This window comes from Sandaracinaceae bacterium, from assembly GCA_016706685.1.
Taxonomy (GTDB): Bacteria; Myxococcota_A; Polyangia; order Polyangiales; family Houyiibacteriaceae; genus JADJJE01.
In genome coordinates, this window is the sequence record JADJJE010000002.1 from 500,816 (window position 1) to 521,734 (window position 20,919).

A 20,919-nucleotide genomic window follows, 5' to 3' on the forward strand; every position below is an offset into this window, starting at 1 on the left:
CTCAGCGCCCGGCGGGGCCCAGCAGCTCGCAGCTCAGGCCCAAGAACAGGGCTCGGTAGGCGTCGTCCGCGTCGCCCCCGCTGGCCGCGTGGCGTTCGATCAGCATCTGCGGGGTGGCGTCGCCGCGCACGGAGTCCAGCACCGCTTCCCACGCAGCAGGGAGCGAGAACGCCAGGCTGGGGACCGACGGGGAGAGGTTGCTGACCAGCACGCGCTCCTCGAACGGCAGCAGCGCCGCGAACAGCTCGCGCACGTCGGCGGCGGCCACCGCGTCGCGCAGCAGCTCGAGCGAGTCGATGCCCAGCGGGAAGGTCTCCTCGTGGGAGCGCAGCTCGGGCACGAACGCCCACTCACCGGCGCGCCAGCGGAAGGCCTCGAGCAGGCGCCAGCGCACCTGGCTGGCGATGACGCGGAACAGCTCCACGGGGCGCAGCACGCCCAGCCCCACCAGCGCGTCGCCGATGCGCCCGCCGTAGCGTGGCAGCAGCGCGAGGGCCATCTCCACCTCCATGCGCAGGCAGTGCCCGTTGGACACCAGGTACTCGCCCAGCAGCTCGCGTGACTCGGTGGAGGCCACGTACTCGGGCTTGCCGTCCACGAAGTAGATCTTCTTGCGGCGCTGCCCATCGAACAGGTGCAGCACCCCCGTGCGGCGCGTGACGAAGGTCTGGAAGAACAGCGGCAGCAGGCGCGTGACCCCCAGCGGCCCGCGCTGGTCGGCCTGGGCCAGTTCCTCCAGCTGCCACTGCAGCGCCGGCGACGTGACGAAGCGCGTGAACTCGGGCAGCCGCGTGATGGCCGCGAAGCCGTCTTCGTCCTTCGACACGCGCGTGCGCGCGTCGATCTGCCCGCTGGTCACCAGCTCCACCAGCTTGGGGAAGGAGAACGGCCCGAGGATGTTCCCGTTCGCGTCGAGCACCCGGTAGATCTCGGGCGACGTGAGCACGGGCCGCACGGCATTGAGCTCCGTGCGCAGGTCCATTTCGCTCGTGTCGAACAGGTTGGTGTCGCCCTTCACGTGGTCCGGATCGCTGCTGCTGACCGGGCTGATGGGCAGCCGCTCGATGAGCGCCGCCAGGCGCGCGGGGCCGTGGGCCATGCCGCGCTGCCGCATGATCTCCGCGCAGCGGTGAGCGAACGCGCCCGCCGACAGACGGTCCCGAGGTTGCCGCGCGAGGGCCGCGATCAGCAGCTCGCGCACGTCCTTCGGGATCTGCCGGTCAGTGGACGTGAGCGCCTGCAGGTTCACGTCGCGGATCTGCAGCAGGATCTCGATGTCGCTGTTCCCGCGGAAGAGCGGCTGCAGCAGCAGCAGCTCGGCGAACACGGTGGCCAGGGTGAACACGTCGCTGCGGGAGTCCACGCGCTGGCCCACCACCTGCTCGGGGGACATGTAGCCCAGCTTGCCGCGCACCTGGCCCGAGCGTGTTTGGGGCAGGCGCAGCGCGGCCGTGGCGATGCCGAAGTCCGTGAGCTTCACGTGCCCTGTGCGCGTGAGCAGGATGTTCGCGGGGCTCACGTCGCGGTGCACGATGTGCAGGCTCTCGCCGTTCTCCGCGCGCAGGTTGTGGGCGAAGTCCAGCGCCTCGGCCGTTTGCGACACGATGTGCAGGGCCACGTCGAGCGGCACGCGCCCCTGGGCCGCGGCGGCGTTCAGCAGGCGGTGCACGGTGGTGCCCTCCACCAGCTCCATGGCCAGGAACAGGGCGCCGTCGGCCTCGCCGAAGTCGAACACCTGCACCACGTGCGGGTGCGTCACGCGCACGGCCAGCTGCGCCTCGGCCACGAACAGCTCCACGAACTCGGGGTCGCTCGCGAACTGCGGGAGGATGCGCTTGAGGGCCACGCGCTTCTTGAAACCCCGGCTGCCCTCGCGGCTGGCGATGAACACCTCGGCCATGCCCCCGGTCGCGAGCCGGCGCTCGACGAGGTAGGGGCCGATGCGTTGGGGGGTGGCCACACCCGTACCGTGACAGAAATAAAGGAGTGTGTGTATGCTGGTCGCCCCACGATGACCGAACGAAAATCATCCGCACGGACGAGCACCAAAGACACTCTCCTCGGCAAGGTGGTTGCCGGCCGATATCGCCTCGAGGCACGCCTCGGCGAGGGGGGCATGGGCGTCGTCTACCGGGCCCGGCACGTGCTCATCGAGCGTGTGGTAGCTCTCAAATTGATCCGCCCCGACCTGCGCGGCGAGACCCACCTGCGGGCCTGGATGCTGCGCGAGGCGCGCGCCGCCAACCGCGTGGATCACGCTCACATCGTAGATATCCACGACGTCGGCGAGACGGAAGAGGGCGACCTCTACCTGGTCATGGAGTACCTGCTCGGCAGCTCGCTCTCGAGCGAGATCGCCAAGGGCCCCATGCCCATCACGCGGGCGGTCGACGTGCTCGAGCAGATGTGCGCCGCCCTCGCGCGCGCGCACGACCTGGGCGTGGTGCACCGCGACCTCAAGAGCGACAACATCATGCTGACGGTGCGCGGCGGCCGTCAGGACTTCGTGAAGATCCTGGACTTCGGCCTGGCCGCCTTGGCGCGTGACCCGCGGCTGGCGCCCAAGGGGGCCGTGTTCGGCACGCCGGAGTACATGGCGCCCGAGCAGGCGCGCGGGGAAGACGCGCAGGCCAGCAGCGACTTGTACGCGCTCGGCATCCTGTTCTACGAGATGGTCACGGGCCGTCTGCCGTACCGGTCGAGCGACCGCGACGAGCTGCTGGAGATGCAGCGCACGGCGCCCGCGCCCGACCCGCGCAAGCTGCGCCCCGAGCTTCCGGACGGCGCGCGCAACATCATCTTGAAGCTGCTGGAGAAGGACTCCACCAAGCGCTTCCGCGACGGCCACCACTTGCTCGAAGAGCTGAAGTCGGTGCAGCGCTCGCTGCCGTCCACGCCGTGGGACCTGCGGATGAGCGAGGCCCCGGTGGGCCCGCCGCCGCCGCCGCCTGCGCCCACGCCGGGCGTGGTGGAGTGGAGCCGCCGCGCCGCCAACTTCCTGCGCGCCACCGCGCGTGCGTACCCCAACGGCCGCGCGCCCGAGAAGGTGCAGCAGTCGGCCGACCGCATGTGGGAGCTGGCTGCGCGGGCTTCGCGCCTCGAGGGTGAGCTGGCGTCGCACTCGCGCAAGCTCGAGGCCATCGAGAAGCGGGGCCGTGCGCTGCGCGCCGAGATTGGTCGTAAGGTGGAGGAGCTGGCCGGCGAGGAGTCCCGCGCGCTGCGAGAGGCGGCCCTCGAGCGCGAGCGGGCCCACGACATGACCGAGCGCTCGCAGTCCGCGCGCGCGGAATATGACCGGCACCGCGCCGTGGTGGACCGTGGGCAGGCCGACGGGCGCACCTACGAAGCGTTGGGGGCCGAGCGCGCGCGCATCGAGACCTTCAACCAGGTGCACTCCGAGTACAGCGAGCGGGCCACCATCAAAGAGCAGTACGGCGCCGGCCTGCGCAAGCAGATCGACGACCTCAAGAACCAGCTGCAGCGCTACAGCGAGGCGCTCGAGAACGACCTGCAGGCCGGGCGCGACCGCATCGCCACGCGCGTGCGCGAGGCCCTCGGCTACGAAAAGGGCTTCCAGGAGGCCAGCGCCGTGCTCATCGAGCACCTGCGCGACAAGCCCGAGTGCCGCGAGCTGCTGGAAGAGGTCATCGAGGCGGGCTCGGAAAACTCGAGCGCGGCGCCGGGCGCGTGATCAGGGTGCCCGTGGCTCGCGCCTGTTGATTCCACACATCTTGCTAGGGGGCCGATTCGCCTTGCTGCAAGGCACTATGGGCACCCCGGACTGAAGTCCGGGGCAGCATCCCGGGCCTGGATCAATGGCGGAAGTCCGCCCCCTACCGGGCGCGGACTGCGTCGTTCAAGGTCGGATGGGTGTCGAGTTCAGCGCCATCCACCACTTGGAGCTCACCACTTCCCCTGCTTGGAACTGCCCAGTCCGGGCCCGTTAGGGGCTGGACTTCCGCGCCTGTCGGGGCGGGGGATGCTGCCCCGGCTTTCAAGCCGGGGTGCCAATGCCCCTTGAAACAGGCCCGATTCATGATGACCAGAGCCTGCCAAGACTTGTGTTGAATCCTCAGGCGGAAGCCGTGGGTGCCGAGTCCGCGCTCAGCTTCACGGTCACCCCGAACACCTCGTTGAACAGGTCGGCCTTGCGCTCGGCCGTCCACAGCTCGAGCGAGGCGTCTTCGTTGGCCGTCACGCCCACCTGCAGCGTCTTGCCGCTGCGCACGATGCTGAGCTTGTCCACCTTGCTGCGGTGACCGCGGTCGAGGGCGTCGGCCACGCGCAGGATGGCGGCCAGGCGCCGCACCCGCTCGCGCGTGTCTTCGTCCAGCGCCTTGAACTTGGGGTGCCGCGTGGTGGGGAACGAGCGGCGGTGGTAGCGCGCCACCTGCGCGATGACCTGACGACGCTCGAAGGGCAGGCCCATCACCTCGCTCGACTCGATGATGTACTCCGAGTGCTTGTGGTGCCCCGACGGGTTCAGGAAGTCGCCCACGTCGTGCAGCAGCGCGGCCAGGCGCAGCACGGATCTGTCTTCGTCGGACAGCCCGTGGATGCTCTGCGTGCCGTCGAAGAACTCGAGGGCCAGCGCGCTCACGCGCATCGCGTGCCGCTCGTCGAAGTGGTAGCGCCGCCCGAGCTGTAGCCCAGCCGCCAGCAGCTTGTCGCGCTCGGTGCCGTAGTCCCACACGCGGTAGTGCTTGGCGATGAGCTCGGTGAGGATGCCGTCTTTCACGCCCACGCCGGGCGCCACGATGGTCTTCACCTTGGCCAGGCTCGCGATGCGCGTGACCACCTGCAGTGCGGGCACGATGACGTCGGCGCGGTCGGACTTGATGCTGTAGCGCTTCTCACGCTTCTGCGCGCTCATGCCGCTCATCTCGGCCAGCATCTCCTTCGCCTTCACGATGTCGATGGTGGGGTGCCCACCGACGGACGTGCTGGCCGGGCACAGCTTGGCGATGGCCTCGAGGTTGCCACCGGTGCCCACCACCACGTCCCACTTGCGCAGCCGCAGGTCCTTGCGGTGCGGCTCGAGGACGCGGTCTAGGTACTCGCGCACCAGCTTCTCTTGCTTGCCGGTGACCACCCCGTCGCCGTCCAAGAACGCTTCGAGGATGCGCACGGTGCCGATGGGCAGCGAGAAGACGAAGTCAGTCTGCTCGTTCTCGATGTGGGTGACCTCGAGGCTGCCGCCGCCGAGGTCCATCAGGAGCGCGTACTCGCCCAGCATCATCTTGCTGCGCACGGCCATGGTGACCAGGCGCGCTTCTTCGGCGCCGTCGATGGGGCTCAGCGTGAGGCCGGCCTCGTCGCGGATGCGGTCGATGAGCACGCGCCCGTTCTTGGCGCCGCGCGCCGACGCCGTGACCACCGCGCGGTAGTTCTGGACGTCGGCCTCGTCCATGGCGTCGGCGAACATGCGCATGGTCTCGACGGCCTGGTCGATGACCAGCGGGTCCAGGCTGCCCGTCTGGAACACCGAGTGCCCGAGGCGCACGGGGATGCGCTCGCTGCGGAACGTGCTGACCCGCTGCGGGTCCGTGGCCTGCGCGATCTGGAGGCGCATGGCGTTGGAACCCACGTCGATGGCAGCGAAGAGCGGCATGTGGCGCGCAGTATAGCTACGGACGCGCGGAGCGGACGGCTACTCATCGTCGTCGTCATCGTCGTCATCATCGTCGTCGTCGTCGTCATCATCGTCGCTCTGAACGCCTTGCTTGGCGAGGGCGGCTTGGCGGTTGGCCTGGAATTTCCGGTCGAACTCGGCGTCGGCCTTGTGGCTGTCGCGGGCCATGTTGATCATCATGCGGGCGATGTAGGCCATCACCAGCGCGGCGAAGAAGGGGGCTGCGCTGTACAGGTAGAAGAGGTACTTGTCGCGGTTCAGGTCCACCAGGAGCGCGTCTTCGCTGATGGTCAGCCCCATGTTGGCGAAGATGGCGCGGTCGCCGGCGCTCACGCCCTCCCAGAGGATGTCGCGCGCGATGCCCGTGAAGACCTGCGTGCCGATCACGGCGCCGTCCACCTGGGTGTCGTAGGCGATGCCGCGGTCGATGTGCAGCAAGAGCGGGACGGGCTGCCCCGGCTGCCAGTCGAGCGGCACCACGGGCACGAACTGCTCCACCTGCGAGACGCTGCCGTCGGTGGTGGTGGTGAGCTGGTAGGCCTGCTCGTAGAGCGCGCGGCCGCCCGTGATGGTGACGTTGCCGGAGTCTGGGCGCTGCCCCGCGGCCAGCTCGGCCAGCGTGATGGTGGAGCTGCCGAAGTCGAGCGCGTGGCCCAGCTGCGGCAAGAGCGCGACGGCGATGGCGATGGGCACCAGGGGGAAGAGCGCGATGACCTTCCAGTTGACGTCGTCCTTCCAGTCCTTCGGCTTCTTTCCCTTACCCATGATCCCACCCTTGGGGTTCCCCTGCACCGCTGCGGCCCCCGCGGGGCGGGGGGGGGGGGCGGCACGTACCCGTCGCGGCGCAGGTTGCCGCGCGCCGTGGGCCACGGCAGGCAGTTGGTGGAGGACCCGGCCACCTCGTAGATGAGCGTCTGGCGCTCGCCGTCCACGCCGTCCTTCAGGCTGACCACGATCTCGAGCGTGCCGTTGCCGTTCACGTCGCCGATGCTCGGGATGGGCATGGCGCCGCGGCCCGGCAGCGGCAGCTGGTGCAAGAGGTTGCCGCCCGCGTCCAGCACGAACAGGTGGCTCACGTCCTCGTCCGGCGAGTAGCTGGCGAACACCACCTCGGGGATGCCGTCGCCCGAGAGGTCGGCCGCGATGACGCCGCCCGTGAGCACGCGGTCGCTCTGCGTGTAGGCGTAGACCCAGACCTGCTCGCCGCGCGCGTTCACCGCGTGGATGCGCCCGTCGAAGCCCGCGAAGAGCACCTCGAGGCCCGCGCTGGCCGGGTCGAGGTCCAGCACCGCGACGCTGTTGTTCTGGCCCACCACGTTGGTGCCGTCGAAGTCCCACAGGCCCGCGCGGTAGTCGGGCACGTGGTAGGGCGTGAGCCAGTTGGCCGGGCGCGTGCCGTCGGGGTTCACCACCCACAGCGCCACGCCCTGCAGGCGGTCGCTCTGCGCCGCGTTCTGCACGCTGCCCAGCACGATGAGCTCGCGCCCGCCCACGCCGTCCAGGTTGGCCACCACCGGCGAGCTGTTGGTGAAGTGCGCCTGGAGCGCGGTCTGCTCCATCTCGGCGTAGCCCTGCTGGGCCTCGGCGTAGTCGTGCAGGAAGCGCACCCCCAGCACCTTGGTGCGGTCCTCGAAGATGCTGGCCGCGTCGAAGGCGCGCCCCGTGCCGTCGTGGATGCTCAGGTAGGCGTTGTCGTGCGGCACCACCACGTCCACCACGTCGTCGCCGTTCAAGTCGCCGAGGCCCACGTTCTGGTCGAACGCGCCCGTCACGTAGCAGGCCTCGTCGCAGCCCGACGCGCCCGTGGTGTTGGGCGGGAAGCCGGCCACCGCGTTGCCGTTGGCCTCCACCGCGAACACCACGTCGCGGAAGGCACCGCTCTCGAGGCGCTGCGTGGTGCTGGCCACCAGCTCGAACGCGCCGTCGCCGTCGATGTCGCCCGCGGCCAGGCTGCGCAGCTCGTCGCGCACGTCGGTGGGGAAGCCCGGCAGGCCGTTGCCCGCGGCGTCGTAGGCGTAGATCTGCCCGCGCGCCGCCACGGCCACCTCGAGCCCCGCCGTGCCGGGCAGGAGGTCCACCACCACGGGGCTGCTCCAGATGCGGCCTTCCACCTCGTGCTCGCGCAGCAGCGTGCCGTCGGCGTGCCAGACCTGCAGGCGGTCGTGGGGCGGGACGAGGATCTCCACCACGTCGTCGCCGTCGAGGTCCACCAGCGCGGGCGAGCCCGACCAGCCCTCGTGCCAGCGATCGAAGAGGGTGCGGATGAGCGTGGGCTCTGGGACGGTGGTGCTGCCCCCGCCGTTGGCCGCGTCGCAGCTGGCCGTGGGGAGGGGCGTGGGATCGCTGCCCAGGTCGCCGGGGCCGCTAGAGCCGCTGCTGCCGCAGCTGGCGATGCCGAGGGCGGTGGTGGTGGTGAGGGCGAAGAGGAGCGAGCGCGACATCCGGATACTGTTCCACGGGTGGGGATGGCGTGGGTAGAGTCCCTGGATGGGTTCGGGGGTGGGTGGCGTGGTCGCAGGCTAGGATGGGCAGCCACGGCTGGAAGCCGTGGGCAGCAGACCAGGCCTCGGCATGCTGAAAGTCCACCCCTGTCGGGGCGGACTACGTGGCGGAAAGCGGGGTGCGTTGGTCGCCGAGGTACCCGGACGCAGGGGGTGGTTCCGCTTCTGTGGGTTGGCGCGGGGATTGACGGCACCGGCGGGTCGCGTTAGACACCCGCCTCTCCTGGCCGAGTGGCGGAATGGCAGACGCGGCGGATTCAAAATCCGCTTTCTTCGGGAGTGCCGGTTCGAGTCCGGCCTCGGCTACCAAGGCTTGTTTTAGGGCGGTTCCAGCGATGGGACCGCCCTTCTTCTTGGGCGCGCTGGAGGAGCTGGGCCCCAATGGGGCCCCAATGGCCGGTTTTGGCACGGCTCGATTGGGTCCCAGGTGCTTGACCCGCGCCCTTTGGCGCGCAACGTTGAAGCGGCGCTGGAGACGGCGCACACGAGCCTCGGGCCCTATGCAGTCCCTCCCCTCCTTGCACGCCCGAGGCTCGACCTTTCTGGCCCCCGTTCACCTTCGCGTGAGCGGGGGCTTTCGTTTGCTCCCGAACGGCACGGCCGCAACGCCCGTACCTACAGGTCCAGCATCGCAAGCGAGCGGTCGGCTTCTTCCATCGCCGCGTCGAGTGCCGACGGATCTCCTGTCAGCTCGGCAAGAAGTGCGTCCGCCAGGTACACCACGGCCAGGCACTTTGCGCTGACGCTTTGGCGAGTCTGCACGATGTGGCCGAGTTCCACGCGATACTGCGAGTCGACGCCGAGTGACTGCATGCTGCCACCTACGTGCCGTCGCTGAGAGATGTCGCGAGCGATCTTGAGCACGCGGTGGCCGATGGCCTGCTCGGGGACTGGCAAGTACGGGACGAGGCGCACGACGCGGGGAAGAACGCTGGAGTAGTCCATCGCTGCGACCATATCTCGGAAGGGCGACGAGTCCAAGGCTCAGGCCTGGGCAGATGCTGAGCGGAACTCTGGGATCACCTCGTCCAGCGGCAGCAGGGGACCGAGGTTGAGCTCCGCGAGCGAGCGCGCTGCACGTCGGTACCGGTTGATCATCACGCTGGATGTGTGCCCCGTGCGGTCCTGCACCCACGTCTCGGTGCGTCCATTGGCGAGCGACACGGTGATCATGGTGGCGCGCAGGTCGTGGGCCCGAATCGGCTGACGTGAGGCCGTGCGCTCGAACAACGTCGAGCGGTCCACGCCGGCCACATTCAGGTGCTTCCGAAACTGAGCGGCGAGCTGCTTCATGTGGACGTGGAAAACGGTGTCGCCTGCGTCAGACGGGGTCGCATCACCTTCCACTTGGCCAGCGCCCGGACGACACCGGGATCGAGCGCCCAAGCGCGGGGCTGCTTGGTCTTGTTCTCGTCGAGCGTGAGAGCACCGCGTTCCAGATCGACGGCGGACCACGTGGAGCTGCTCGACCTCTGACACGCGCATGCCCTCGCGTGCGAGGAAGCCCCAAAGCAGCCGATGCTCGAGCGGCACCGCGGTGCAGGCCAAGAGCTGCGCATCCTCGCCGGGGTACAAGTAGCTGAACGCCTTCGTGCACTTCGCACTCGGCAAGAAACCACGAGGGAGTGGGTTCGTGGTTCGGAGCCGCGCGGGGTAGACAGCAAGCGCGAGCACGCGGTGCATGAGCTGCGCGACGTGGCGTCGGGTGGCAGTGGCAAGCCCAGGCGGCAACGCGCGCATCACCGCGTCGGCATGGTCCAGACCAAACTCCGCGACCGGCACGTGGCCGACAAGCGGGTACACGTACTTCGCAAGCCGCTCGCGGTCATCGGTGCGCGACGACTTCTGCTTCACGTGGTCGGGCCAGCGCGCATGTAATCGCTCCTCCGTCCAGTCCTCGGCGAACGACTGAAACGTGGTGCCGATGACGCGCGGTACTTCGATGTCGCCCTCGCAGATCCGTTCCACCGCCTCCAGCACGTCAGAGAGGGCTCGGCCGTTGCGCTCAGCGGCTCGCTCTAGCAGGGGTGGTGCGACCTCGATGTGTCCAGTGGCACGAAGCCGCGTCAGGATGTCGACCAGCTGACCGACAGCGTGTTGCGCAGTTAGAATGTTATGTAAACTTTCCGTACAACAGCTTGAAAGTGTTCATGTTTCCTATGGGCTCGCTGGGCGCGGTGATCGCGGCCGTGTGGGGACGGCGCTCGCGCTAGCCGAACCGCTCTGAGGGCCGAGGCGCCGCCGCAGAAACTCCATCGTGGTCCGAGGGGAATGGTCCATCGTTCTCCTATGAGTCCGTTCTCGTTGGAGGCGCACGCCGTGCGCTGGTCGGGGGTCATCCACCCCGAGAGCAAGGCGCAGGTCTCCGTGAACGTGCCCGACACGCAGGCGGGGTTCGCCGAGCTGCGGCAGGCGCTGCAGGACGGTGACGCGCTGGCCGCGGACACGGCGGTCCGCGCGGTGCCCATGCCGTTGACCATGCTGCACGACCTCGCGAAGCACTGCCTCGCCACCGTGCGAGAAGCTGCCCTCGACGTGGCGGCGGGCAAGGGCGCGCCGGATCCTCGCTGGGCGATGGCGCTGTCCGAGATGGCTGGCCACCAAGGGGCTCATGGCAAGCCCGAGCTGGCCCCCGCGCGCGACCTGTACCGGCCTGCGAAGGGGCTGCGCGTCAATCGGCTGCGCGAGCTCGGCGGCGCGCTAGCGGTGCAATGTCTCCGTCCTCGGCAAGCACCGCTGGCTGCACTGCGAGCGGCACCACCAGCTGTTCGGCTCGGCGCTGGTGGTGGAGCACCAAGATCCGTGGAAGCGGCCGCTGGTCGTGGGCAACTGGCTGCTCTCGTTCGGCCCGCGGCACTTCGACGCGGCACGCCGCGAACACATCAGCTCGCACTTCACGTGGACCTCGCTCGACCGCGCGGCGAAGGACGTGTCGTTCTCGTGGAACGAGACGGTCTTCAGCGCCGCCGTGATGGACGGCTTCGCGATCCTCGGCACCGCCAACGGTGTCTTCACGGTTGCGCCCGGTGGCCAGGCCGAGCGCCTGGTGGAAGGCCGCTGCTTCGGCATCGCCACCGATGACGCGCACTTCGCCGTCGTCGTGGGCCGCACGGTGCGGCTCTTCGATGCGGTCACCCGTCAGCAGATCATCTCGTTCTCGCTCGGCAGCGACACGTATCGCGTGACGCTCACCAAGGGCTGCATCGTCGCTTCCGACTACGCGCGGGCCTGGGTGTTCTCTCGCACCACGAACGCGCTCGTCCTCGACTCGGGGGAGCGCCGGGAGCCTGCGGCGCAGCCACTCCGAAATGGCCACACGCTAGTGTCCGCGGGTGAAGTGGTGGCCGCCTTCGACGCGCAGGGCGCGCTGCAGGGCAGCACCTCGCTGCCCTACGATGGTCAGCTCGTGGGGGCGACGGACACGCACGGCATCTTTGGTCCGGTGTCGGGCGGTGTGCCGCGTACGCAGCCCGACGGGCTGTATGCCATCGACTCACGCGCCCAGGTGGTGAGCGCGCTGCGCTTCGACGACCCGGGCTACGCGCCCCGCCCACTGCGCACGCGCTACGGCGGCGGCACCGAGACGGACGGTGGTGTGATCCTCCACGACCGGGTGCTGGTGGTCAGCGGCTCGGGCGCGCTGCTCTCGTGGGACCTCGCCACGGCGAAGGCCGTGCGGGTGCTGATGGAAGCGAAGCGCATGCCCATGGCCAAGGGCGTGACCGAGACACGCTTTCACACCACCAACCCGCGCGACGAGTGGCCGGTGCCCGGCGTCGAGGTGCAGGGGGCGACCTTCCTCGCCGTGGGCTGCACGTATCGAGGCACCACCGGGGTCTCGAGCGGCGTGGCGGTGCGTGTGCGCAACGGCGCTGTGGCCACCTTCGTGGGCTGCACGCTCGGTGGTGGCGAGGGCGGCGGCATCGAAGCCGAGCAAGGCAGCACCGTGGTGCTGAAAGACTGCGACATCGGGCCCGGCGCGGTGAAGCTCGGCGCGGGCTGTCACCTCGTCATGCTGTGATGGATTGCCTGTGTCCGTCGGACCGTGCGCGCTTGACATCGAAGCATCATTGTCGCACGTTGATATCATGAAGCGCACGGTGATATCACTCGAAGAGCGGGATAAGGCTTGGCTCGACGCCACCGCCGCGCGTGATGGGACGCCCGCGACCGAGCTCGTGCGTCGCGCGGTGAGGCTCCTGCGCGACCGTGAACCTCTCGATCGGCAGCCCTTCGACGAAATCCTGCGCAAGACACGTGGGTCGTGGCGTCGCGGCGACGGTCTCGCGTATCAGCAGAATCTGCGCGATGAGTGGTGATGTCGTCCTCGACTCCGTGATCCTCATCGATCACTTCAATGGCGTCGAAGAAGCCACGGCCTATCTCGCGCAAGTGGGTGAGGCGGCCGCGATCACGGCGATCACCCGTGCCGAAGTGCTAACTGGCTTCGACACTGCCGACGTGCCGTTGGCGCTGGCGCTGCTCAGCCGCTTTCGGCTCATCGCGATCGATGGTCCCGTCGCCGATCTCGCGGCTGCGCTTCGTCGCGAGCATCGCTGGAAGCTTCCTGATGCCCTTCAGGCTGCCGCGGCGCGTCAGCACGGCCTGCGGCTGGCCACCCGCAACACGAAAGACTTCCCACCGGCGAAGCACGCGTTCGTCGTCGTTCCCTACACCCTTCGCGCGAAGTGACCGCGGGCGAGCTTCTTGACGATTGGCCTGGTCTTGACGCCTAGGCGGGCGGCCGCCGGCGGACGTCCGGCGATCCGCCAGCACGGGGCTCTGTGCGCCGTGTGATTCCTCGGCGCCAGCGCAGGCATCCGGCGTGCAAAGGCCGGGCACGTGCCCGCCGCCGCGCACACTTCACCGTCGCCGAACCTGCTCACCTACCAGCGGCGGGATCCGAGCGCGGGCCCGCTGCACCAGCTCCTCAGCGCTCGGCTCGAGTCGTACCTCGAGGCCCGCAGCGAGCGCCCGCTCCCCCGCTTCGTCACCGACGCCCTTCACGGCTACCTGCGCTGCGGCATCCTCCGGCACGGCCTCGCCAGGTTTCGCTGCGACGACTGCGCGCAGAGCCGACTGCTGGCCCTGAGCTGCAAGCAGCGCGCCTTCTGCCCCCGCTGCGTGGGGCGCAAGATGGCCGATCAGGCCAAGCACCTGGTGGAGCAGGTGATGCCGCCAGTTCCCTACCGCCAGTGGGTCCTCTCGTTTCCGCACGGCCTGCGCTGGCGCATGGCCCACGACCACGAACTGACGCGGAGTGTCTGGGCGATCGCCCGCAAGGCGATCGACGGCCTCTACCGCGCTCGCGCTGCCAACGTGGGCCCACCCGGCCACCACGACAGCGCCCGGCCGGGCAGCGTCATGGCCATCCAGCGCTTCGGCGGCGCGCTCAACCTGAACGTGCACTTCCACGCGTTGTACACGGACGGATCGTTCCACGAGCGCAGCGACGGGCAGGTCGTGTTTCTGCCGACCAGTCCGCCCACCGTGCCCGAGATCGAAGCGCTGGTGACCCGCATCAAGCTGCGAGTGGCCTCGCTGCTGGAGAAGCTGGGCCTCGGCACCGACGACGAGGATCCCGACCAACTCACCTTGGACATGGGCGAGCTGTACGCGGAGGGCGTCTTCAACAAGGGGGCCAAGCACCTGCGCCACGGCGCTCCCCGCGGCCCTAGCCCATTCGTCCGCAGAAAGGCCCACGAAGATGGCTTCGACCTCGACGCCCACGTGAGCGTGACGGCTGGAGCCCGCGAAGAGCTGGAGCGCCTGGTACGATACATCCTTCGGCCACCCTTGAAAGAGACGCGGCTGAGCCTCCACCACGATGGTGTGGAGCTCACGTTGAAGACGCCATGGCGCGACGGAACCACTCAGATCCGCATGAGCGCCGAACGCTTCATCGACCGCCTCGTGGCCCTCGTCCCCCGCCGCGCGTCAACACACTGCTCTACGGCGGCCTCTTCGCCGCCAATGCCCGCCTACGCCCCCAGGTGGTGGCTCACCGCCGCGCCGGCGCTGCCGCTCGCAAGCGCCCGCGCCCTCAGAAGGCCAGCAAGCCCCGCAACACCGCATGGGCCGAACTCATGCGCCACAGCTTTGGCCTGGACGTCCTGGCCTGCCCCCACTGCGGCGGCCGCATGCGTCACGTGGCCACCGTCCTCCGGCACGCCAGCATCCAGCGCATCCTCCAGCACGAAGGCCTCGACACCGCGGAGCCCCGCGCCCGCTCTTCTCCCCTCAGTACCGACCTCCGCCACAGCCAGGAGACCGGTTGGCGCGGACGTACCGGAAGGAGGACGACTTTTCTGGTCGACACCAGCGACGCCTGGTGGTGCGCCAGACACCCCCGCGAAGCCGGCAAGGCACCGCTCCGTCGGCGCTCCATCGAACGCCCGGTCACCGATAGAATTGGCAGCCAAGCCTCCCCTCGTGCCACCCTTCCTGGGCCGGCAGGGGCTTCATGCGCGCTGACCGACAGCGTATTGCGCAGAAGTCGGTTTGAACGAAGCCGCTCCGCGGCAGGCCTGATGTCGCGCGGCTGAGGGACATCGCGACGTTCAGGGGCACGGCGGCTTCAACGGATCGACGCTGTGGATTGAGCCCGTCCATCGGGGACGTGGCCAAGCCATGGAGGCGAGCGATGGGCGAAGTACGAGATCGAATGGAGCAGGACCTGTTCCTGCGAGGCGTTGCCGCGAACACGCGGGAGACCTACCTGCGGTACGCAAAGCAGTTCGTGGCGTTCCACAGGCGCGACCCGCGGGCGCTGGACACGGAGGAGGTGCGCGCATGGGTGATGCACCTTCGACGAGCGGGCCGGGCTCCGAGGAGCATCAACGTGGCGCTCAGCGCGCTGCGCTTTCTCTTTGGGGTGACGTTGCGTCGCCCCGAAGTCATGCACTCGATCCGTCGCGTGGTGGAGCACGACAAGCAGCCCGCCATCCTCTCTGGGAGCGAGGTGCAGCGGCTGCTCGACGCCATCGAGCGCCCTCGCGACCGCGCCCTCGTCATGCTGCTCTACGGCTCGGGGCTGCGCATCTCCGAGGCGCTGTCGCTGACGATAACCGACGTCGACTCGGGACGCGGTGTGCTGACCATCCGCCACACCAAGGGGCGTCGTGACCGCATCGTGCCGCTGCCGGCCGTCACGCTCGAGGCGCTGCGTGAGTGGATGCGTCTGCGTCGACACCGGAGCGAGGGTCTGTTTCCAGGGCGCAAGGGTCGGGCGTCGCTGACGCGCGAGGCGGTGCACGCCCTGCTGCGGCTCGCGGCCGTGCGCGCGGGTCTGACCAAGCGCGTCTATCCGCACTTGCTGCGTCACAGCTTTGCGACGCACTTGCTCGAGCTCGGCGCGGACATCCGCACGGTGCAGGTGCTGCTGGGGCACCGCTCCATCTTGAGCACCACCCGCTACACGCACTTGTCCGAAGCGCGCCGTCAGTCGCTCGTGAATCCATTGGCCGTGCTCGGGACGCCAGACGGGGCACGACTCGCGTAGGACGCCGAGGTGGCAGTCATGGCGCACGAGCACGGGTCTGTGGCCCGGCGCGAGCCTGGGCTGAGCGTGGGTGAGATCGCGCGCGCTCACGGAGAGCGCGTGCGCCAAGAGCACGCGCTGAGCCCGGAGCAGCACCAAGTGCTGCGGGCCATCGAGCGCTGTCGGACGGCGGCGCTCGGCGGGCATCTGCACAAGTGCCCCGGCTGCGACTACGAGCAGCCTCGCTACAACTCGTGCCGCAATCGGCACTGCCCGGGGTGCCAGAGCCTGTCGCAGCTGCGGTGGCTCGAGGCGAGGCGCGAACGCATCCTCGACGTGGGCTACTTCCACGTGGTCTTCACCATCCCCGAGCCCCTGCGCGCGCTGTTCGCGCGCGAGCGCCGGGCCATGTACGGGCTGCTGATGGAAGCGGCGCGCCGCAGCCTGCTCACGATGGCGGCCGACCCGAAGCGTCTCGGCGCGCTGCCCGCCATCACGCTGGTGTTGCACACGTGGACCCGCGAGCTGCTCTACCACCCGCACGTGCACGCCGTGGTCAGCGCCGGCGGCTACGACCTCGCCGGACACCGGTGGGTCTCGGTGCGCCGCAACGGCCGGTACCTCTTCCCCGTGAGGGCTCTCGCCAAGCTCGTCCGAGGCATCGTGCGCGAAGCCGTCCTGCAGGCGCTCGACGCGGGCACGCTGGTGTTGCCGCCTCACGAGGTGGAGCCCGTGCGGCGCGCGCTCTTCGAGACGAGGTGGCACGTCTACGCGAAGGCGCCGTTCGCGGGGGCGCAGCAGGTCTTCGCGTACCTCGGGCGCTACACGCACCGCGTCGGCATCTCGAACGCGCGCCTCATCCGCTACGACGGCGAGGCCGTGACCTTCGCCACCAAGGACGGCCTCAGCTGCACCCTCCACGCCGTGGACTTCCTGGGCCGTCTCTTGCGCCACACCTTGCCCAGGGGCTTCCACAAGATCCGTCACGCCGGCCTCGTCTCCACCAGCCACGTTCGATCGGGAACCCTCGCTCGCGCACAGGCCACTCTCGGCAACACCATAGGGTCGGCACGCGTGGCGGAGACCAGTGAGCGAGCGAGTCCGCGCACCTGGGTCGAGCTCATGCTGGCGCTCAACGCGTGCGACCCCTTGCAGTGTCCGCGCTGCGGCACGCCGCTGCTCGTGCTCCCCTTGCCGATAGAGGCGGGACCTTCGAGGCTCGACTCGTCATGACCATCGCCCCCAACATACATAGGCATGCGTCGCGCAGCGACCGGTCGTCTGCTGCGGTGGTGGCGCTCGTGCGTCCCGCCGTGGCATGTCGCTGTGCGCACACGACAGGCCACGATGCGCGCGAGGATCTGACGTGCCGACGTCCCCGCACACACAGGCGCCTCGGCCCAAGCCATGGCCAGAGCGACGGCGCCTCCGGAGCCCTGCAGCGATTTGCCCATAGGCAAGCGCTACCCTCTGGGTGATGCTCCGCGGCTCCGTTCAACGGCGCCTCGGCGAACCGCGCCTCACGCGCGCTGGCCTTCCTGCCGCGTGTGCGGGGCGCGCTTCACCGAATCGCTATTACTTATGTAAACTTTCCGTACAACAGCTTGAAAGTGTTCATGTTTCCTATGGGCCGGGGCTGCTGGCGAGCCAGGGCGAGACGTCGGTCGGTGGGTCGGGGGGGGGGGAGGCCACGAGGCGGCCGCCCCTCACGCGCCCCGCGCAGGAGGCGCAGCGAGCGCGCGCGCACAGGCCGCGGTGACGCAGCTCGCGGACGGGCGGCAGCTGGCGCAGCGCTTCGAGGCGCTGCGCGGCGAGCGTGAGCAGGAGGCGGAGCTCGCGGTGCGTGAGCCGGCGGTGCAGCAAGAGCGCGCGAAGCTGGCACAGGCCAAGGCGGCCGAGGCCATTGCGCCTGCGTTCGATGCCGCGCGGCGGGCGGCGGAGCAGCTGGGCGTTCGCGCCGAGGCCGAGGCGCAGGCGCAAAGCGCGCTTCGCGAGGTGACCACGCGGCAGGAGCGGGCGGCCGAGGCGGCGAGGGAGGCGGCTGCCCAGCACCAGCTGCGCGCCGAGCGTGAGGCCGAGCGAGCCACCGTCGAGGCGCGGGCGCAGGCGGGGCGCGACTGGGCCACGCGCCGGAAGGCCCGTGAAGCGGCCGAGGTGGCGAGCACCGGTGCGCGGGAGGCGTGTGCCGAGAGCGAGCGCGCGCACCAGGCGGTGAAGCAGGACCTCGACGCGCTGGGCGCGCAGCGCGCGCTGGTGGCGGAGGCCGCAGCGCAGCTGGCTCGCGCCGAAGCCGACCTCGCCGTGGCCACGGGGCGCCTCGCGCTGCATCGCCACGTGGCGCACCTCGCGGCCGAGCTCGATGTGCTGGAGGGCGAGCTCACGAACGCGCAGCAGCAGCAGCAAGAGGCCGCCGCCGCCCTCGGTGACGCGAGCGCCGCGCTGCGCGCCATCGAGGCCGCCATGCACGCGGGCCACGCGGCGGTGCTGGCGCGCGCGCTGCGCGAGGGCGAGCCCTGCCCCGTGTGTGGCTCGGCCGAGCACCCGGCGCCGGCCGAGACCAGCGCGTCCACCCCCACCGAGGCGGACCACGCGGCGGCCGAGCGCAGCGCGAAGAAGGCTCGAGAGGTGCACGCGGGTGCATCCACACGCGCGGCCGCCGCCGAGGCCAAGCGCGACGCCAAGCGCAGCGAGCTGACCGACAGCGTGTTGCGCAGTTAGGATGTTATGTCAACTTTCCGTACAACAGCCTGAAAGCGTTCATGTTTCCTATGGGCCGAAACGCGAGCAGTAGCTCTTAACTACCTGTCCACCAGTTCCGGGACAGACCGCAGAACAAACTTCCAGAGAATTAGCCCCCATAATCAGGCGAGCTACAGAGTGAGCCATCAGCGACACCGGGATGACGGTCATCGAGGTGCCACGCAGCCTTTGGGTTTTCCCGGAGGTGTATTGTGGCCAAGGCGCGAAGGATCGAAGAGGAACTCGAGGCTCGTAGGTGTCTGCTCGCGGTGGCGAGCTCGGGTCGCCCACTCGCGGAGTGGGCTCGCGAGCACGGAATCGACGGGCGCTCGCTGAACGCGTGGCGCGTGAACCTGGGACGGCGCGAGTCGAGGGCCACGAAGGCGAACGCACTCAAGTCGCAGAGCAGGCGCGCGCCGAGCGGCCTCGTCGAGCTGGTGCCCACGTCCCTGCCGAGGATGGCGGCGGGGGGTGCGGGTCACTACGTACTCGAGGTGGGCAGCGCCCGCGTGGAGTTCGGCGACGACTTCCAAGAGGACACGCTGCGCCGCATCGTGCGGGTGCTGCGCGCGTGCTGAGCCTGCCGCCGACGGTGCGCGTGTTCGTGGCAGTGGAGCCCATCGACATGCGCGGCTCGTTCGACTCGCTGGCGGGCGCGGTGCGTCGGCTGGGGCTCGACCCGGTGGATGGGCACCTGTATTTGTTCATGAACAAGCGTCGACGGATCGCCAAAGCCTTGTGGTTCGATGGGTCGGGCTGGTGCGTTCTGGCGAAGCGACTCGAGGCCGGAAGCTTCCAGGTCCCCGTCCTCGATGGTGCCCAAACACAGGTGCAGATCGACGGAACCGCGTTCGCGTCGCTGCTCGCGGGCATCGACTTCACGGCGGCGCGGCAGGGCTGGTATCGACGGGCACGAGCGGACGTTGGTAGGTAGGGGATCGACAGCGATCGTGAGGCGTGATCTCTTGCCGTCGTGGTCGACGTCGCCGCGCTTCAACGAGAGAACGCCGAGCAGCGCGGACAGATCTTCCAGCTACTCCAACAGAACGCGCAGCTGGTCCAGCAGCTTGCGAAGCTGAACGAGCGCGTGGCCGAGCTGCTGGCCATCGCTCAGCGGAAGCAGCGCAAGACCCCTGCGCCGAAGCCACCCGTGCCGCCGCCCACCGTCGAGGGAGACGCCAAGCTTGCGTTCGAGGACCGGCCGCAGGCGCCCGAGAAGCCCACCGAGGAGGAGAAGCCCAAGTCGCCGGTGAAGCCGACGGGCCGCAACAAGGTCCCCGCGCACCTCGAGGCCGAGGAGCACGCCTTCCGACCCGACGCTTGCGCCCATTGCGGCAGCACCGCGCTCGACGCCGCCGAAGTACTGAGGGAGGAGAAGCTCCACGTCGTGAAGGAGCATCAGCGCCGCCGAGTGGTGGACCGCACCACGTGCCGCTGCCGCAACTGCGGCGGGCGCACGACGCCGCGCTCCCTGCCGGCGCCCTACGACCGCTCGAAGGTGACGTGCGAGTGGCTCGCGTGGCTGGTTCATCAGAAGTTTGGACTGCTGACACCACTCGACCGCCTCCGACGCGACCTGGCCGAGCGCGGTGTGCCGCTGGCGATGGGGACGCTGGTGTCGTTCATCGAGCGTGCTGCCGATCTGCTTGCCGCGGTGGATGGCTACCACTGGCGTCAGCTGCTCGCGGGCTCGTGGATGGCCACCGACGGCACGGGCCTGAAGGTGCTCGTGCCCAAGCTCCCGGTCGCGCACAACGGCTACATCGAGCTGTACCGCAACAGCGAGCTCGCGGTCTTCCAGTACGAAGCCGACAAGAGCAGCGACTCGGTGGTGTCGAAGCTCGCGCCCTTCGTGGGCAGGCTCACCGCCGACGCCGAACACCGCTTCAACGCGGTGTTCGAGACGGGCCGCGTGATCGAAACCGGCTGCAACGCTCACGGTCGCCGCAAGTTTCGCGACGCCGAGGCCACCCAGCCGGGGCTCGCCAAAGAAGGCGGGGCCTTCATCGGTGCGATGTATGGCGAAGAGGAGAAGGCCCAAGCGCTGGGTCTGGTTGGCGAAGCTCTACGAGAGCATCGCCAGCGCTACATCCGGCCGCTCGCTGACGACTTCGAGGTCTGGCTCGCCGCCGTCGAACCCGTGCTCCTGCCCTCGGAACCGCTCATGGCCGCGGTGCGCTACTACAGGAACCACCGCGACGCGCTCTTCCGCTTCATCGACGACCCGGACGTGCCCATCGACAACTCGCCCACCGAGCGCGAGTTCCAGAACGTGGCGAAGCTGCGCCTGAACATGCTCTTCGCGGGCAGCTCGGAGGGCGCCCACCGCGCCTGCGTCCTGCTCGGCATCGTGGCCACCTGCCGCGCCATCGGGGTGCCCGTGCAGGCGTACCTCACCTGGGCCTTCGAGCGGCTGGGCACCCACCGCGACGTCTTCGGGCTCGACGTGGCGGACATGACGCCCGCTGCGTTCAAGCGCGCCGGCTAGTCCGCGTGCCTCCCACTCCTGGCTCCCAATGCGGCGAGCACGGGGTGCGCTCACGCGCATCCCGGCGTCGCTGATCGGT

At 69.4% G+C, this 20,919-nt stretch carries 17 protein-coding genes and 1 tRNA gene; 12 read left to right on the forward strand and 6 right to left on the reverse strand.

The annotated features are described in order from the left end of the window. Position 1 precedes the first annotated feature (1 nt). Positions 2-1,960 carry a protein kinase gene (locus tag IPI43_05725; protein ID MBK7773623.1) on the reverse strand — a complete coding sequence of 653 codons (1,959 nt, stop codon included), beginning with the start codon at positions 1,958-1,960 and terminating at the stop codon, positions 2-4. A 108-nt stretch (positions 1,961-2,068) separates the two neighbouring features. On the opposite strand from IPI43_05725, the gene IPI43_05730 reads away from it, so the two are divergent. Continuing rightward, the gene (locus IPI43_05730; GenBank protein ID MBK7773624.1) at positions 2,069-3,691 is read left to right on the forward strand and encodes a protein kinase; all 1,623 of its coding nucleotides are present in this window, start codon (positions 2,069-2,071) and stop codon (positions 3,689-3,691) included. A 381-nt stretch (positions 3,692-4,072) separates the two neighbouring features. On the opposite strand, the gene IPI43_05735 is transcribed toward IPI43_05730, so the two are convergent. Genes IPI43_05735 through IPI43_05745 form a run of 3 tightly spaced genes read right to left on the reverse strand, consistent with a single transcriptional unit; the run spans position 4,073 to position 8,073 of the window. Beyond that, complete coding sequence (locus IPI43_05735) at positions 4,073-5,611, reverse strand: Ppx/GppA family phosphatase (GenBank protein ID MBK7773625.1); 1,539 nt, start codon at positions 5,609-5,611, stop codon at positions 4,073-4,075. 39 nt (positions 5,612-5,650) lie between these two features. Beyond that, the gene (locus tag IPI43_05740; GenBank protein ID MBK7773626.1) at positions 5,651-6,070 is read right to left on the reverse strand and encodes a hypothetical protein; all 420 of its coding nucleotides are present in this window, start codon (positions 6,068-6,070) and stop codon (positions 5,651-5,653) included. After that, positions 6,016-8,073, reverse strand: a complete 2,058-nt coding sequence (locus IPI43_05745; GenBank protein MBK7773627.1) for a VCBS repeat-containing protein — start codon at positions 8,071-8,073, stop codon at positions 6,016-6,018. Before IPI43_05745 ends, IPI43_05740 begins: the two co-directional genes overlap by 55 nt. Positions 8,074-8,358: 285 nt before the next feature. Here IPI43_05745 and IPI43_05750 point away from each other — a divergent pair. Continuing rightward, positions 8,359-8,442: transfer RNA gene (locus IPI43_05750), tRNA-Leu, on the forward strand. Between the two features lie 306 nt (positions 8,443-8,748). On the opposite strand, the gene IPI43_05755 is transcribed toward IPI43_05750, so the two are convergent. Further along, positions 8,749-9,078: a hypothetical protein gene (locus tag IPI43_05755; protein MBK7773628.1), complete on the reverse strand. Its 330-nt coding sequence runs from the start codon at positions 9,076-9,078 to the stop codon at positions 8,749-8,751. A gap of 39 nt (positions 9,079-9,117) precedes the next feature. Next, on the reverse strand, positions 9,118-10,113 hold the full coding sequence (locus IPI43_05760) for a site-specific integrase (GenBank protein MBK7773629.1): 996 nt from the start codon (positions 10,111-10,113) through the stop codon (positions 9,118-9,120). An 802-nt stretch (positions 10,114-10,915) separates the two neighbouring features. On the opposite strand from IPI43_05760, the gene IPI43_05765 reads away from it, so the two are divergent. The 10 genes from IPI43_05765 (at position 10,916) to IPI43_05810 (ending at position 20,840) form a co-directional block, all read left to right on the forward strand. Beyond that, positions 10,916-12,154, forward strand: a complete 1,239-nt coding sequence (locus IPI43_05765; protein MBK7773630.1) for a hypothetical protein — start codon at positions 10,916-10,918, stop codon at positions 12,152-12,154. A 67-nt stretch (positions 12,155-12,221) separates the two neighbouring features. Then, positions 12,222-12,452: a CopG family transcriptional regulator gene (locus IPI43_05770; protein ID MBK7773631.1), complete on the forward strand. Its 231-nt coding sequence runs from the start codon at positions 12,222-12,224 to the stop codon at positions 12,450-12,452. Further along, entirely contained in the window at positions 12,442-12,825 is a 384-nt protein-coding gene (locus IPI43_05775) for a PIN domain-containing protein (protein MBK7773632.1), read from the forward strand. Before IPI43_05770 ends, IPI43_05775 begins: the two co-directional genes overlap by 11 nt. A gap of 150 nt (positions 12,826-12,975) precedes the next feature. Further along, positions 12,976-14,607: a transposase gene (locus tag IPI43_05780; protein MBK7773633.1), complete on the forward strand. Its 1,632-nt coding sequence runs from the start codon at positions 12,976-12,978 to the stop codon at positions 14,605-14,607. A gap of 169 nt (positions 14,608-14,776) precedes the next feature. Further along, positions 14,777-15,634 carry a tyrosine-type recombinase/integrase gene (locus tag IPI43_05785; protein MBK7773634.1) on the forward strand — a complete coding sequence of 286 codons (858 nt, stop codon included), beginning with the start codon at positions 14,777-14,779 and terminating at the stop codon, positions 15,632-15,634. 18 nt (positions 15,635-15,652) lie between these two features. After that, on the forward strand, positions 15,653-16,846 hold the full coding sequence (locus IPI43_05790; protein ID MBK7773635.1) for a transposase: 1,194 nt from the start codon (positions 15,653-15,655) through the stop codon (positions 16,844-16,846). A gap of 522 nt (positions 16,847-17,368) precedes the next feature. Continuing rightward, on the forward strand, positions 17,369-18,331 hold the full coding sequence (locus tag IPI43_05795) for a hypothetical protein (protein ID MBK7773636.1): 963 nt from the start codon (positions 17,369-17,371) through the stop codon (positions 18,329-18,331). A gap of 290 nt (positions 18,332-18,621) precedes the next feature. Further along, positions 18,622-18,930 (forward strand): hypothetical protein, encoded by a 309-nt coding sequence (locus IPI43_05800; GenBank protein MBK7773637.1) that lies wholly within the window; start codon positions 18,622-18,624, stop codon positions 18,928-18,930. Beyond that, positions 18,924-19,286, forward strand: a complete 363-nt coding sequence (tnpB, locus tag IPI43_05805; protein MBK7773638.1) for an IS66 family insertion sequence element accessory protein TnpB — start codon at positions 18,924-18,926, stop codon at positions 19,284-19,286. The genes IPI43_05800 and tnpB overlap by 7 nt, the downstream gene beginning before the upstream one ends. Positions 19,287-19,325: 39 nt before the next feature. Further along, positions 19,326-20,840, forward strand: a complete 1,515-nt coding sequence (locus IPI43_05810) for an IS66 family transposase (GenBank protein MBK7773639.1) — start codon at positions 19,326-19,328, stop codon at positions 20,838-20,840. Positions 20,841-20,919 lie beyond the last annotated feature (79 nt).